This is a genomic window from Marasmitruncus massiliensis (genome assembly GCF_900186535.1).
In the GTDB taxonomy this organism is placed as follows: Bacteria; Bacillota; Clostridia; order Oscillospirales; family Ruminococcaceae; genus Anaerotruncus; species Anaerotruncus massiliensis_A.
On the sequence record NZ_FYDE01000005.1, the window covers coordinates 1,060,828 to 1,075,828 of the forward strand.

General features: G+C 48.2%; 9 protein-coding genes and 1 riboswitch. Of the genes, 8 read left to right on the top strand and 1 reads right to left on the bottom strand.

The features are described 5' to 3' along the window. Window positions 1-104: 104 nt before the first annotated feature. Window positions 105-210, top strand: a riboswitch (TPP riboswitch). Between the two features lie 109 nt (window positions 211-319). From thiC to C1A10_RS13175, 4 genes are all read left to right on the top strand, one after another. Further along, window positions 320-1,624 (top strand): phosphomethylpyrimidine synthase ThiC, encoded by a 1,305-nt coding sequence (thiC, locus tag C1A10_RS13160; protein WP_101910692.1) that lies wholly within the window; start codon window positions 320-322, stop codon window positions 1,622-1,624. 372 nt (window positions 1,625-1,996) lie between these two features. Beyond that, window positions 1,997-2,425: a MarR family winged helix-turn-helix transcriptional regulator gene (locus C1A10_RS13165; protein WP_101910693.1), complete on the top strand. Its 429-nt coding sequence runs from the start codon at window positions 1,997-1,999 to the stop codon at window positions 2,423-2,425. A 31-nt stretch (window positions 2,426-2,456) separates the two neighbouring features. Beyond that, window positions 2,457-4,181, top strand: coding sequence for an ABC transporter ATP-binding protein (locus C1A10_RS13170; protein ID WP_101910694.1), 1,725 nt, complete (start codon window positions 2,457-2,459; stop codon window positions 4,179-4,181). After that, window positions 4,181-6,034: an ABC transporter ATP-binding protein gene (locus C1A10_RS13175; RefSeq protein ID WP_101910695.1), complete on the top strand. Its 1,854-nt coding sequence runs from the start codon at window positions 4,181-4,183 to the stop codon at window positions 6,032-6,034. The genes C1A10_RS13170 and C1A10_RS13175 overlap by 1 nt, the downstream gene beginning before the upstream one ends. 241 nt (window positions 6,035-6,275) lie before the next feature. On the opposite strand, the gene C1A10_RS13180 is transcribed toward C1A10_RS13175, so the two are convergent. Next, window positions 6,276-7,451 (bottom strand): MFS transporter, encoded by a 1,176-nt coding sequence (locus C1A10_RS13180; protein ID WP_101910696.1) that lies wholly within the window; start codon window positions 7,449-7,451, stop codon window positions 6,276-6,278. 266 nt (window positions 7,452-7,717) lie between these two features. Between C1A10_RS13180 and C1A10_RS13185 the strand changes: the two genes are divergently transcribed. From C1A10_RS13185 to C1A10_RS13205, 4 genes are all read left to right on the top strand, one after another. Continuing rightward, the gene (locus tag C1A10_RS13185; protein ID WP_101910697.1) at window positions 7,718-8,725 is read left to right on the top strand and encodes a C45 family autoproteolytic acyltransferase/hydrolase; all 1,008 of its coding nucleotides are present in this window, start codon (window positions 7,718-7,720) and stop codon (window positions 8,723-8,725) included. Window positions 8,726-9,046: 321 nt separating this feature from the next. Next, window positions 9,047-9,661 carry a MarR family winged helix-turn-helix transcriptional regulator gene (locus C1A10_RS13195; protein WP_101910699.1) on the top strand — a complete coding sequence of 205 codons (615 nt, stop codon included), beginning with the start codon at window positions 9,047-9,049 and terminating at the stop codon, window positions 9,659-9,661. A gap of 90 nt (window positions 9,662-9,751) precedes the next feature. Beyond that, on the top strand, window positions 9,752-11,986 hold the full coding sequence (locus C1A10_RS13200) for an ABC transporter ATP-binding protein (protein WP_101910700.1): 2,235 nt from the start codon (window positions 9,752-9,754) through the stop codon (window positions 11,984-11,986). Next, a complete protein-coding gene (locus tag C1A10_RS13205; RefSeq protein ID WP_101910701.1) occupies window positions 11,983-13,857 on the top strand; it encodes an ABC transporter ATP-binding protein in 1,875 nt (624 codons plus the stop codon). Before C1A10_RS13200 ends, C1A10_RS13205 begins: the two co-directional genes overlap by 4 nt. Window positions 13,858-15,001 lie beyond the last annotated feature (1,144 nt).

Sequence of the window (15,001 nt, forward strand, 5' to 3'; positions counted from 1 at the left end):
GACAAATGGTATTGATCATTCCATTCTATGATTTTTTATAGACAAATACTGCATCCGTGAAATATGGCATTTGACTTTTTACCATTCATGCGTCATAATAAAGGAAATTAAAAATGGGGAGCTTCTATGCTGAGAATGAGTGCACCGCATTCTAAACCCAATGAACCTGATACGGATAATGCCGACGTAGGGAAAATAAGCAGAGACATCTGCGCTTTTTGTATTTTGCATTTTTGGCCGTATTGGTTTATCCGATACGGCTTTTGTTGTGGAAAAAAACGGGTGCCCCATTTTTATGAAAATTTAAGGAGGAATCAGTATGGGGTACACTACACAAATGGATGCCGCAAGGCAGGGAATTACAACAAAGGAAATGAGGACAGTTGCAGATTACGAAAACATGGATGTCGGCACACTTAAAGAGTTGATCGCAAAAGGGCAGGTGTGCATTCCGGCAAATAAAAATCACAGATGCCTTAAACCGTATGGGATTGGAAATGCTTTAAAGACAAAAATTAACGTCAATCTGGGCACCTCTAAGGATTGCCTTGACCTGAATGTTGAGATGGAAAAAGTCATGAGCGCAGTTAACATGGGGGCAGAGTCTATTATGGACTTGAGTTCTTACGGCGATACGCAGACCTTTCGCAGAAGGCTGACTGCCGAATGTCCTGCGATCATTGGCACCGTTCCAATCTATGATGCAATTGTTTATTACAATAAACCGCTTAAAGAGATTACAAGCCGCGAATGGTTAGATGTATTCGAAATGCATGCGAAAGACGGCGTTGATTTTATGACGATTCATTGCGGAATTAATCGGAATACCGCACACCGTTTTAAAAATAACAAGCGTGTTATGAATATCGTTTCACGCGGCGGCAGTTTGATTTTTGCATGGATGGAACTGACCGGGCAGGAAAACCCGTTTTTTGAATACTTTGACGAGCTTCTTGAAATTTGCCGCCGATATGATGTCACGTTGAGCCTTGGAGACGCTTGTCGTCCGGGCTGTCTCGCAGACGCCGGAGATATTTCCCAGATTGAAGAACTGGTAACACTTGGCGAACTGACTGCACGCGCTTGGGAAAAAGATGTGCAGGTTATCATCGAAGGACCGGGCCATATGCCTCTCAACCAGATTCAAGCGAATATGGAAATCCAGAAAACGATCTGTAAGGGCGCCCCGTTTTACGTCCTGGGTCCTTTGGTTACGGATATTGCCCCCGGTTACGATCATATCACCTCCGCGATTGGAGGCGCGATTGCGGCTACTTATGGAGCCTCTTTTCTGTGTTATGTTACTCCGGCGGAACATCTGAGACTACCAACATTGGAAGATGTTAAGGAAGGCATCGTTGCTTCCCGCATAGCGGCTCATGCTGCGGATATTGCCAAAGGAATCGAAGGAGCCGCAGATTGGGATTTGCAGATGGCTGATGCCAGGCGGCAATTAAACTGGGAAAAGCAATTTGACCTTGCAATCGATCCGGAAAAAGCGCGGCGCTATCGGCATGAGTCTACACCTGAATGTTCCGACACCTGTACGATGTGTGGAAAAATGTGCTCCGTGCGTAACATGAACAAGATTTTAAATGGTGAAGACGTGGATATCATGGAATAGCTCAAAACTAAGATTGCATAATTGAAATTGTTCGGTATGGAGAAAGGTTTCAAATTTTGTATCTAAATATAGGTGAGCTGTAAAAGACCATCTGCCAGAAGTCTTGATAGCAAAAGCCTGCCCGATAGCAAGGACAGGCTTTTGTTGCCGGATTCTAAAAAATTAAACCGGCGACAAGCCTGGGGCTTGCAGTTCTCCAGCTTGCTGACAGCGATAACTGAAGCCCGAGATCCGCGCCGGAAATTGTAATTGGATTGTCCGTTCCTTGAGATTTATTATACACTTGACAAAATAAGATAGATGTCTTAATATTAGCATACTAATAATTAGGTTTATAACTGTTAGCATTCTAACTGTAAAAGGAGGTATTGGATGGCTGTTGAGCTTCATTGGGCAATAACGCAGACCCATCACGCCCAGAAAAATAAATTGCGGCCCAAGATGGTAAAAATCGGCCTTTCGCCGGGTCAGCCAAAGATTTTAACCTATCTCACCAGAAACAACTACTGTATGCAAAAGGAAATCGCGATCGCACTGGACATTGAACCGGCAACCGTTTCCCAGCTTTTAAACAATATGGCTCAGGTTGGTTTGATTCAGCGCTCCGCACTTGCTGAACGTAAACGCGCGGAATCAATTTCCATTACGGATAAAGGCAGAGAAGCATATAAAAAATGGCAGCAGATCTGCACAGAGATTGAAGAGGTTTCCATGCAGGGGTTTACCCCAGAGGAACAGGATCAGTTTCTCTGCTACCTCAGCCGTATGTATCAAAATCTGGCTGGAAAGGTTTTGGAATAAAACCGCGATTCGGTGCTTGGGAGGGAAATATTTGTTTCAGCGTTTTTTTGTTTATTTCCACAACTATCGGAAACATCTGATCGGCAGCGTCTTCTGTGTTGCAATGGAAGCCGTATTTGAACTCATCGTTCCGCTCATCATGGCGCAGATCATTGACGTGGGAGTAGTAAACCGCGACAAAAGCTATATTCTGCAAAAAAGCCTGCTCATGGTTGCCTGCGCACTGGTGTCCCTGCTTCTGGGCGCACTGTATGCACGTCTGGCCGCTGTGGCAGGTCAGGGGTTCGGTGCGGAGCTAAGGAAGGCGGAGTACCGTAAGGTACAGGGGTTCTCCTTCTCCAATATGGACCATTTCAGCACCCCGTCTCTGATTACCCGCCTCACGAGCGACATTACCATTTTGCAGAATACGGTGTGCAACGGAATCCGCCCCATAATACGCGGTCCGGTTATGATGGTGATGGCGCTGGCGATGACGGTCATCATGAGCCCGAAACTTGCGGTCATATTTCTGATTGCCATCCCTGTACTGGCAATCTGCCTTTTTTTTATTCTGCGAATGCTGCGCCCGATGTATGGGAGAATGCAGAAAGCATTGGATCGGGTAAATTCCATTGTGCAGGAGAACCTGACAGCCATCCGTACGGTGAAGTCGTATGTCAAAGGCCAAAGCGAATCGGAGAAATTTGAGGAAGTCAATGGGGTATTCCGGGAATCTTCCGAGCGGGCTTTCCGTTATGCCGTCCTCAACATGCCCTGTTTTCAGCTTGTTATGTATGCTACCATTCTCTGTATTCTCTGGTTTGGCGGTAATTTCATCCATACCGGAACCATGCAGGTCGGTACTTTGACCGGATTTTTAAGCTATGTTCTGCAAATTCTGAACGCGTTGATGATGATTTCCAATGTTTTCCTCATGCTCAGCCGTTCCATGATTTCGGCCAGCCGTATTTTTGAGGTGATGGACGAACCGCAGGAAATTGTCGGCGGGACGCAGGAAAGAATGGTACAGCGCGGGCAAATTGATTTTGACCATGTCTGCTTTAAATATCAGGAGGCGGCAAAGGAAGATGTGCTTTCAGATATCTGTCTGCACATTGGAGCCGGCCAGACGGTGGGTATTATCGGCGGAACAGGCTCTGCAAAATCTTCGCTGGTGCAGTTGATTCCGCGCCTTTACGATGTGACCTCCGGAAGCCTGAAGATCGACGGGCACGATGTGAAAGAATACCCAATTGCCCATTTGCGCGACGCCGTTGGTATGGTGCTCCAGAAAAACACTCTTTTTTCTGGTACAATCCGTGAAAATCTGAAATGGGGCAATGTGGATGCGACGGAGGAAGAATTGAATTGGGCCTGCCATATCGCATGTGTGGATGAGTTCCTTCCCCGGCTGCCGGACGGCTACGAAACCGACCTCGGTCAGGGCGGTGTGAATGTCTCCGGTGGGCAGAAGCAGAGGCTGTGCATTGCGCGCGCCTTGCTGAAACGCCCGAGAGTGCTGATCTTTGACGACTCCACCAGCGCAGTGGATACCGCAACCGAGGCAAAAATCCGTGAGCGCTTGGCAGAAAATCTGAAGGATACGACAAAAATTTTTATCACCCAGCGCATCAATTCCATCGAACACGCCGACCTGATCGTAGTGCTGAAGGACGGAAAAATCAATGAAGCCGGCAAGCACGGGGAACTGCTCGCACACAATCCAATCTACCGCGACATCTACGAATTTCAGCGAAAGGGGACAACGGCGTAATGGCACAGCCAACAAGACATGAAAAGCCGAAGGATCTCCGCAAAACCCTGAGATTTTTATGGCGTTACTTGAAAAATCACAGAGCCATCCTCTTTCTCATATCATTTCTTACCGTTGTCAGTGCGGGTGCCAACGTATACGGCACCTATCTGCTCAAACCGGTCGTCAATAACTATGTACTTCCCGGAAATATACCGGGCCTTGTCCGGATACTGGTTTTCATGGGCACCGTCTACCTCGCGGGCGTAGCCGCATCGTATGGATATTCTCAGCTTATGGTAAAAATCGCTCAGAAAATCGTCCAGGAAATCCGGAACGATCTCTTCCGCAAGGTGCAGACACTTCCACTCGCCTTTTTTGACGCAAGAACTCACGGCGAACTGATGAGCCGTTTCACCAACGACATCGACACAATCGCAGACGCCCTCAACAACAGTTTTACGGTGCTGATACAAAGCTTTATTACACTTGTCGGCACGTTTCTGGTGCTGATTCTCTTAAATTCCGAGTTGTCGGTCATTGTGCTGATTTCCTTTCTCGGTATGTTTTGGTTTCTGCGGTACAGCAGTAAAAAAAGTCATGCTTATTTCTCCCGCCAGCAAAAATTCATGGGAAGCCTGAACGGATTCATCGAGGAAATGGTGGAAGGGCAGAAGGTCGTCAAGGTATTTAACCATGAAGAAATGAATTTCACGGAATTTTCAGAACGGAACCAAAAACTTCAGGAAGCCGCAACAGGAGCGCTGACCTACTCGGGCATCCTCGTCCCCGTGGTCGCGAGCCTCTCTTATTTTAATTATGCCCTTTGCGCCTGTATCGGGGCGTTTTTTACTATTTCCGGCGGGATGGATTTGGGCAGCCTTGCATCTTATCTGGTTTATGTCCGTCAGACGGCGATGCCGGTCAACCATTTTTCCCAGCAGATGAACTTTATCATGGCAGCGCTTTCCGGTGCGGAGCGCATCTCCGAAATCATGGAGAGTATGCCGGAAACGGACAGCGGAACCGTAACTTTAGTACATACGGCCATCAGCGCGGACGACAGGCTGCAGGAGAGCGAAAAAGGTGAGTGGGCGTGGCGTAAGCCGAATGCGGACGGCTCTGTGGAACTGGCGCCGCTCCGAGGCGACGTTCGTTTTCATGATGTGGTATTCGGCTACGACCCCGGACATCCCGTGCTGAAAAAAATCAATCTCTATGCGAAGCCGGGCCAGAAAATTGCGTTTGTCGGCTCCACCGGAGCCGGCAAGACAACCATTGCAAACCTGATCAACCGCTTTTACGACGTTACGTCTGGGAACATCACCTATGACGGTATCAATGTCCGGGACATCAAAAAGGACGACTTGCGGCATTCGCTTGCCGTTGTCCTGCAGGATACCCACCTGTTCACCGGAACCATTGCCGACAACATCCGCTATGGGAATCCAAATGCAACCATGGATCAAATTGTAGAGGCAGCAAAGCTCGCAAATGCAGATTCCTTTATCCAGCGCCTGCCCGACGGTTACGATACCATGCTTTCCGGTGACGGGGCGAACCTGAGTCAGGGTCAGAGGCAGCTTCTCGCTATTGCGCGGGCCGCGGTTTCCGACCCGCCGGTGCTGATTCTGGATGAGGCAACCAGTTCGGTGGACGCTCACACAGAAAAGCTGATTGAAACCGGAATGGATCACCTGATGGAAAACCGGACGGTATTCGTGATCGCACACCGGCTTTCCACCGTGAGGAATGCGAAGGCTATCATCGTGCTGGAGAATGGCACGATCCTGGAACGTGGCAGCCACGACGAATTGGTTGCCCGGAAGGGCCGATACTATCAGCTGTACACAGGGCAGTTCGAGCTGTCTTAATTGGGATTGAGGAGAATAAGCGACCGGTTGTTGATAATATCTAGACTTATTTATGGATATGAGTTTATGATATCTGTCTGTTTTGGAGTAACGTAACGCTGGAGCTTCTCCTTTGCGGCAACCAGTAGTCGGCAATCGCCATTAATCTGATACCCGCATCCGAACACATTTGGGTCAATATACCTGGCGGATACTCCCCGTCTTCGCTATAACAGGAATGAATATATAAAGTCCATTGTGCTCATGATCTCCCGTTCTTCGCACCTGTTTTTTTGTATAATTGTATCACCATGAATATCATAAGCAGCAACAATACCCCAAGAAAAGCTGGAAACAAACCATAACTGACTTTTGACCCTAATAGTCCAAAGAGGGGTGGCATAAAGGTAGTCCCCACATATGCACAAGCCATTTGAAGCCCTATCATAGACTGTGAATACCGGCTGCCAAAGTTGATAGGCGTTTCGTGTATCAGACTTGGGTAGATGGGTGCCAACCCAAAACCAATCAAGAACAGGCCAGCCAGAATGAAATAACCTTGAATGGGCAAGAGTAGAACGATTATTCCTGTACCAATTAGAAGCTGGCCAAGTTGGACCATTTGTTTATGCCGCAGTTTTATAGCAAGAAATCCGGACAAAAACCTACCGAATGTGATACCAAAGAAGTATAAAGAAATCCAACTGGCAGCCGTTACCGTGGGTATACCGCGAATGATCACAAGATAACTACTTCCCCATAAGCCTACCGTGTGTTCAATTCCACAATAGCAAAAGAACGTGAACAGTACTTGTTTGGCTCCGGGCAGGCCAATAAGCTGTCTCATGGATAAAACCTGTTGTTCTGTTTCTTCACTTTCGCTTACAGGGGATTGCACTTTTTTCCAAAGCGGCAGCGAAAACAACAGCACAACTACCAATGCGAATTGCAATATGCTAATTACCCTATATCCGGCATTCCACGATTGCGTCCGTACCAAGCAGTACGACAGCACAATCGGCCCCAACGAAGCGCCAATACCCCAAAAACAATGTAGCCAGCTCATGTGCTTCGCTTTATAATGCAATGCCACAAAGTTATTTAGAGCAGCATCCACAGAACCGGCACCCAAGCCCAATGGAACCGCGCAAACGCACAGCATTACAAAATTGTTGGAAAATGAAAACCCCATAAGGGCAACGGCTGTCATGGTAACGCTCGCAAACGTAACCATGCCGGTGCCAAACCGCCGGATCACCCGGTTACTCGATAGGCTTGAAATAACGGTACCCACCGATATAATCATTGAAATGATTCCCGCGCTGTCAATCGATACGCCCAAGCCTTCATACATGGACGGCCATGCGCTCCCCAACAGGGAATCCGGTAATCCCAAGCTGATAAATGCCAAATAGATAATCCCCAATAGCAAAATCATCGAATATACCTCATAATCACTTTTACAAATTTAACTTTGTAATATAATAATATCATCTTCAGGGATTTGAAACAATCAGCTTATCGCCGTATACAAAAAGGGATAATCAAATGAACTATTTCAGCATAGGCAGCAAGCTGTTCGGTGGCTGCTTACCTGAACAATTCTTTTGAAATTAATATAGTTCTTGACATAAAATTTTTATTCAGTTACGCTTAAGTCAAGAGATGACGTCAACTCTCAATACAACGAACGGAGAGTTAAAAATGTATCATGGAAGATTTTCCGGTACCCACTATGAGGTTGGATACAAATGGGGACGCTTACTGCTCAAAAATGGGAAAAAGCTCGATCATTGCCCTACCTTTGAGCTGACAACTGATAAGTATTCCTTTGCCAGAGAGTGCGTCAAAGAATATCAAACCCATTTTCCTGAGATTCTTGATGAAATTCAAGGTATTGCAAACGGCAATGAAGTGCCTTTGGAAACTCTTCATACGTTGCTGTTTTGCATGTATTGCTTTGAGTTTAATAACAAATGCACCTGCTTTGCTTTCAGCACGGATGACGAGATCGTTTTTGCGAGAAATAGTGATTTCCTCGTGAGCCTTGAAAAGCTCTACATGAATTGCCTATATCGCCTTCAAGGTGGTTATTCATTCAATGGAAACACAACCGCTTTTGTACAGATGGAGGACGGTATAAACCAGCATGGTTTAGCGGTCGGGCTTACGTTTGTCTATCCTCACATGCAAAAACCAGGTTTCAACGCTGGAATGCTGCTGCGGTACCTGCTGGAGAAATGTAAAACAACCGCTGAAGCTATAGAAGAACTGCACAGGCTTCCCATCGCATCGGCGCAAACGCTGACCATTGTGGATAAAAGTGGCGAAATCGTAGTTGTAGAGTGCAACCCCAAGGAAATTGAAGTCATTCGACCACGCACCGGGGAACAGTTTGTCGCGACTGCCAACAACTTTAACTCTAAAAAAATGCGCCCTTATCGCAATCCGGGAATTGATGACTGGCGTTCGGATGAGCGCTATCAATCTGTACATTCTGCGTTGGTGCGGAATAAAGGTGGTTACATCGTGCCTTTTGCAAAAGATGTCCTGTCTGGAAAATACGGCTTCATGTGCCAGTACGATCGCAGGCAAAACGCAGATACGGTATGGTCTGTTGTCTATGATCTCAAGCGAAAACAGATTTGGCGCGCAGAGGGAAATCCCTCGCGGAAATCTTTTAAGGAAGATCATCGGATGGAATTAGAGTAAGCCACAGGTATTGTTGTACGGCACCGAGCGGTTTTTAGTGGTTTCCCGGTGCTGTATTTTCATTACATCCTAAGTATAGACCTCTCGATATTTGCATAAAGTCGGTAAGAACTTTACGGGAAGCAATGATTTTTCATTGCTTTCCGTTTTTATTTGTCCGGGCGTGAAGATTTCCTCCTTTAATTTAGGCATAAAAAGTTTCCGTAAAATGTTTACGGTACCTGTAAAAAAGGTCTTGACATTTTCTACAGGTACCATTATAATATCTTCATACGGTGCCTGTAGAACAGGTACCTGTGTAAATGTAAGGAGGTATTCTCAATGAATGAGACGAATACAAAACTATATGAAAAACTGGGAAGGCTGCTAAGATTGCTGCACAAGCAGCATCTACGCGCATATGCAGAAAGAGGCCCTATGGCCGATCCTACGCGCGGGCAAGGAAGAATTATCACCATACTTAAAATGCAGGACGGTATTTCCACCAAGGATATGTCTTATCTGCTGGATATCCGCATTTCCTCTCTCAACGAACTATTGTCCAAAATGGAAAAGGCCGGCTACATCAAGCGCGAGTCCTCCGAGGCCGACAAGCGTGTTATGCTTGTCAAGCTGACCGAAAAAGGAAAAAGCGAGCAGCAGCAGGAGTGGACCCCCGGTGAAATTTTTGATTGTCTTTCAGAAGACGAGCAAAAGGATTTCGGAGAATATCTGGATCGGGTAATCGCTTCAATCGAAACCAATTTGGGAGAAGAAATGGGTGAAGACGAGCGCGAGTGGTGGGTTCACGAAGTACGGGAACGCATGGGTGATGAGATGTTTGAACGTCTCGCTTCTATGCGGCACGGCGGATTCATGATGAGAGGTTTTGACCCGCGTGGCGGTTTTGGCGGCTTCCACGGCGGCCGGGGCGGCCACTCCGGACAGGGCAAATAATGAGGGAGAGGTATTTATGAAAAACAAAAGATTATTTGCCTTCGTCGCCGCCGTCTGTATCGGAATGTTCAAAAACTGGAGGATTAATCAGTGCTGAAACTCGTTAAATACTTGAAGCCTTATGTTGCTCTGCTTATCGCTGCGGTCGTACTGCTCGGCATTCAGGTGGTCTGTGATCTCTCCCTGCCGAATTACATGTCCGATATCGTCAATCAGGGAATCCAGCAGGGGGGAATTGTAAACGCGGTCCCGGAGGCAATCCGCCAAAGCGAAATGAACAAGCTTACGCTGTTCATGAACGCCGGCGAGAAAAAAGAAGTGCTCGCCGACTATACGTTGCTCGATCGCTCCACGCTTTCCGCAGATGCGTATGGCAAGAGTGTTAGCCAATATCCCGCCCTTTCCAAAGAGCCCGTCTATCAGTTGAAATCCATCGACAATACCGAAAACAATACGATCAATTCTGTCTTGGGTAAGGCTTTCCTTGCAGCATCGTTCGTCAACGAACTCGCGGCGCAGGCTGAGAGCGGTCCGGTGAACCTGGGCGGCACGATGGTTCCCAAGGGGACGGATCTATACGAACTGCTCCAAAAGCTGCCCGCTTCGCAGCTTGAACAGATACAGGCGCAAATGAATCAGAAAATGAACGCCATGAGTGACTCCATGATCACCCAGTCGGCCGTTGGTTCGGTGAAGTCGGAATACAAGGCGATCGGCATGGATACGAATAAAATCCAAAGCCAAACCATCACCCGCACCGGTCTGCTGATGCTGCTGTTCGCCCTGCTTTCCGCTGCATGTACCGTGCTGGTTGGACTGATCGGCGCGAGGGTCGCGGCCGGCTTTTCGATGAATCTACGCAAGCAGGTCTTTACCAAGGTTGAGAGCTTTTCAAACCGGGAATTCGACCGGTTCTCCACCTCATCCCTGATTACCCGTACCACCAACGACATCACACAGATTCAGACGGTGGTTTTCCTGGTCATCCGGATGCTGATCTATGCGCCGATGATCGGCGTGGGCGGTGCGGTCATGGCGCTCCAGAAAAGCACCTCCATGTCCTGGATGATCGCCGTCGCGGTGATTATCCTCGTCGGCGTGATCCTCACGCTGTTTTCCTTCTGTCTGCCGAAGTTCAAGATCGTGCAGAAGCTCACCGATAAACTGAACCTTGTGGCAAGGGAAAGTCTTTCGGGCATGTTGGTAATCCGTGCCTTCAATACGCAAAAGTTTGAGGAACAGCGTCTTGACGGCGTTAATCATGACATTACAAAAACCAATTTGTTTGTCAACCGGGCGATGGCAACCTTATTTCCTGCCATCACCCTGATCATGAATGGAATGTCCCTGCTGATTGTCTGGGTGGGCGGGCACCAGATCGCCCAGTCCAGCATGCAGGTCGGCGACATGATGGCGTTCATGCAGTATGCCATGCAGATTTTCTCGGCTTTCATCATGATCTCGATGCTGTTTATTATGATTCCGAGAGCTTCCGTTTCGGCGCAGCGCATCACCGAGGTGATCGGCACCGACCTTTCCGTCAAGGACCCGAAGCAACCTGAAACGTTCACTGAGTCTCAGAAAGGAACGGTCGAATTTAGAAATGTCCATTTCCGTTATCACGGCGCGGAGCGGGATGCTTTAAGCGACATCAGCTTCACCACCCTGTCCGGCCGGACGACCGCCATCATCGGGTCTGCGGGTTCCGGCAAAACCACCCTGGTTAACCTGATCCCGCGTTTTTACGACGTGACTCAGGGCGAAGTCCTGGTGGATGGGATCGATGTGCGCAAGGTTCCGCAGCATGCGCTGCGCGACCGGATCGGGTATGTTCCGCAGAAGGCGTCTCTCTTTAAAGGGACGATTGAAAGTAATTTGAAGTACGCGGATGAGAATGCATCGGAGAATACGATCCAAAAAGCTGCTGAAATCTCGCAGTCCATGGAGTTTATTGCATCGAAGTCCGAAGGCTTTGAAACAGAAATCGCCCAAGGCGGCAAAAATGTTTCGGGCGGCCAGAAGCAGAGACTTTCGATTGCCCGCGCGCTCGTGAAAAATCCGGAAATCCTGATATTCGACGACAGTTTTTCGGCTCTCGATTTCAAGACGGATTTCCTTGTGCGAAAGGCCTTACATTCCGAAACCGGAAAAAGCACAGTAATTCTGATTGCCCAGCGTATTTCTTCGATCATGGGCGCCGACCAGATCATCGTGCTGGATGAGGGCCGGATCGTCGGGAAAGGCCGGCATGATGAATTAATGAAGACCTGTGAAGCCTATCGGGAGATCGCGCTGTCCCAGCTTTCAAAGGAGGAACTTGCATGAGTGAACAAAAAAGCCACAGAGAAACAAATCAAACGCCTTCCCATGGTCCCGGCGGTTTTGGCGGTCACGGAATGATGATGCCGGGGGAGAAAGCGTCGGATTTCAAGGGGACTATTAGGCGGCTTGTCAAATATCTTGGGGCCTATAAGATTTCCATCCTGGTCTGCTTCGTTTTTTCCGCCGCAAGTGCCGTCTTTTCCATCGTCGGGCCGAAAATTCTGGGCCAGGCGACCACAAAGCTGTTCGAGGGTGCGCTGGGGAAAATCGCAGGCAGCGGGGTGGGTATCGATTTTTCCGCAATCGCGCGTATTCTGCTCACCCTGGCGTTGTTTTACGTTCTAAGCGCGTTGTCCGGATACATTCAAAGCTGGATCATGTCGGGCGTTGCCGTCAAAATCTCCTATCGGTTCCGTAAGGATATCTCCGAGAAGATCAACCGCCTGCCTCTCAAATATTTTGACGGGATCAGCCAGGGCGAAGTGCTGTCGAGGGTCACAAACGATGTGGATACGGTCAACCAGACCCTGAACCAGAATATCTCCCAGATTATTACCTCCGTCACAACGCTGGTCGGCGTGCTGGTGATGATGCTTACCATCAGCTGGCTGATGACGCTCGTTACGCTGCTGATGATTCCGCTGTCACTGATCCTTGTGGCGGCTATTGCGAAGTTCTCGCAGAAATACTTCGTCCAGCAGCAAAATTACCTCGGCCATGTCAACGGACACATTGAGGAGATGTACGGCGGGCACCTGGTGATGAAGGCCTTCAACGGTGAGGAGAACAGTATTAAAGAATTCGACAAACTGAACAAGGTGCTCTATAGCTCGGCATGGAAATCCCAGTTTCTCTCCGGCCTGATGATGCCCGTCATGAACTTTATCGGCAACATCGGCTTCGTTGCGATGTGTATTCTCGGTGGCTGGCTGGCCGTGCAAAAGGCCATCACAGTCGGCGATATTCAGGCATTCGTACAGTATATCCGTTCTTTCACCCAGCCGCTGGCGCAGGTGGCAGGCATCTCCAATACGATTCAGCAGACCGCCGCCGCGGCTGAACGGGTCTTCGAATTCCTGGATGAAAAGGAGGAAGACTCCGACGCTGAGAATGTGGAGCCATTACAGCCGATCGCGGACCAGGTGGAATTCCGGAACGTGCGCTTCGGCTATTCCCCCGATAAAATCGTCATTAAAGATTTCTCGGCATCGGTGAAGCCGGGCCAGAAGGTAGCAATTGTAGGACCTACGGGTGCCGGAAAAACCACCATCGTGAAACTTCTGATGCGGTTTTATGAGTTAAACGGCGGTGCTATCTTGATCGACGGTCACGACAGCCGGGATTTCACCCGTGTAGACCTGCGATCGAAATTCGGAATGGTGCTGCAGGACACCTGGCTTTATAACGGAACGATCATGGAGAACATTCGATATGGGCGTCTCGGCGCCACCGATGAGGAAGTGATCGAAGCCGCGAAGGCCGCGCACTGTGACAACTTCATCCGTGCACTGCCGGACGGATACAACATGGTGCTTGACGAAGAAGCCTCTAACATCTCGCAGGGACAGAAGCAGCTGCTGACTATTGCCCGCGCCATCCTCGCCGACCCGAAAATACTGATTCTCGACGAGGCGACAAGCTCGGTTGATACACGCACTGAAGTGCTCATCCAAAAGGCTATGGACCATCTGATGAAAGGCCGCACGAGTTTTGTCATTGCCCACCGCCTTTCCACCATCCGCGACGCGGATCTGATTCTTGTGATGAACGACGGGGATATTGTGGAACAGGGCAGCCATGAGAAACTGCTTGATAAGGGAGGCTTTTACGCAAGCCTGTACGATTCACAGTTTGAAATGGCGCAGGCCGGATAAAGATTTATGGAATACAAGCAATCAGCGGATCGTCTTTGTTTTAGACAATCCGCTGATTGCTGCTTATTGTTATCAGGATACTACCAATCTAAAATTTCTGACTTTCCGCAGCTTGTTGACCCTAATTTGTTAACGGCTGTTCTTTAAACAGGATTTTCATCGTCTATGACTATCCTGGTCGGGTACTTACGGGGCGTCCATGTACACCGATAGGCGTTGCCGCAGACGAAATGGCCGGTTTGAAATTTGATGATAGAGCGATCATGTCGAGGAAATCCTGAATGCGAACCTCTTCTGGCAGGTGGGGACTGAGATCTGATTTTACTTGCTGCTGTAATAACCATATTCTTAACAGAAGTGCTACTTGGAAAGCGCACTTATGATTTATTGGAAAAGCATATTGAAAACAGCAGTAGAGAAATAGCTAACGGTTAGGTTTTACCTGTATCCAAGAAACAGGCACCACAAAAAACAGCATAAACAAACCAGAAACAACTATGAAATAAATAAGCACAGACCCGCATAAAAAGCCGATTCGCGCTTGTTTTTCCAACCATATTGTGGTACAATAAAGATGTAGAAAATGGTGTTGGTCGTAAAGACGGTTACCCCGCTTCCACCTGAATCAGGCAGGTTCCCTGCCCGGACAGAGGGGAGGTGGTGAGCTGATGGAATACATAGTTATCGCTTTGGCGCTAATCTTGTTTACCATCGTTGCAATAAAAAAGTAACCGTCACCCCTTCCACAAGCTGACGGTTACTTTTAACTAGATCTTGCGGGATAACCGTTTGAAGCGGTTAGCACCTTTTCTACCTTAATTATATACCGCAGGATGAAAAAAGTCAACTACATAGGCTTAGAAAGGGCGGTTAGGATAATGACAGCAACAGTAAAAAAGAATCTTTTGATTTTTGGGGCGTCATCCGTGGGAGTCCTTATGGAGTTAGAGTCATTATAAAACCTCTCCCGCCATGCTTCTTTGGGATAAAGTGGATAAAGATGAGATCAAGGTTGAATTCGGAACGACGGAAATGACTTACATTGTAAAAAGTCTCTCAGAACTTGAGGAACATACGCAGTATATCGTCAGGGGCAAGTTCCGTGGAGATTCTGTGGAGGATTTCCAATGTCGCCCGAGCGGGG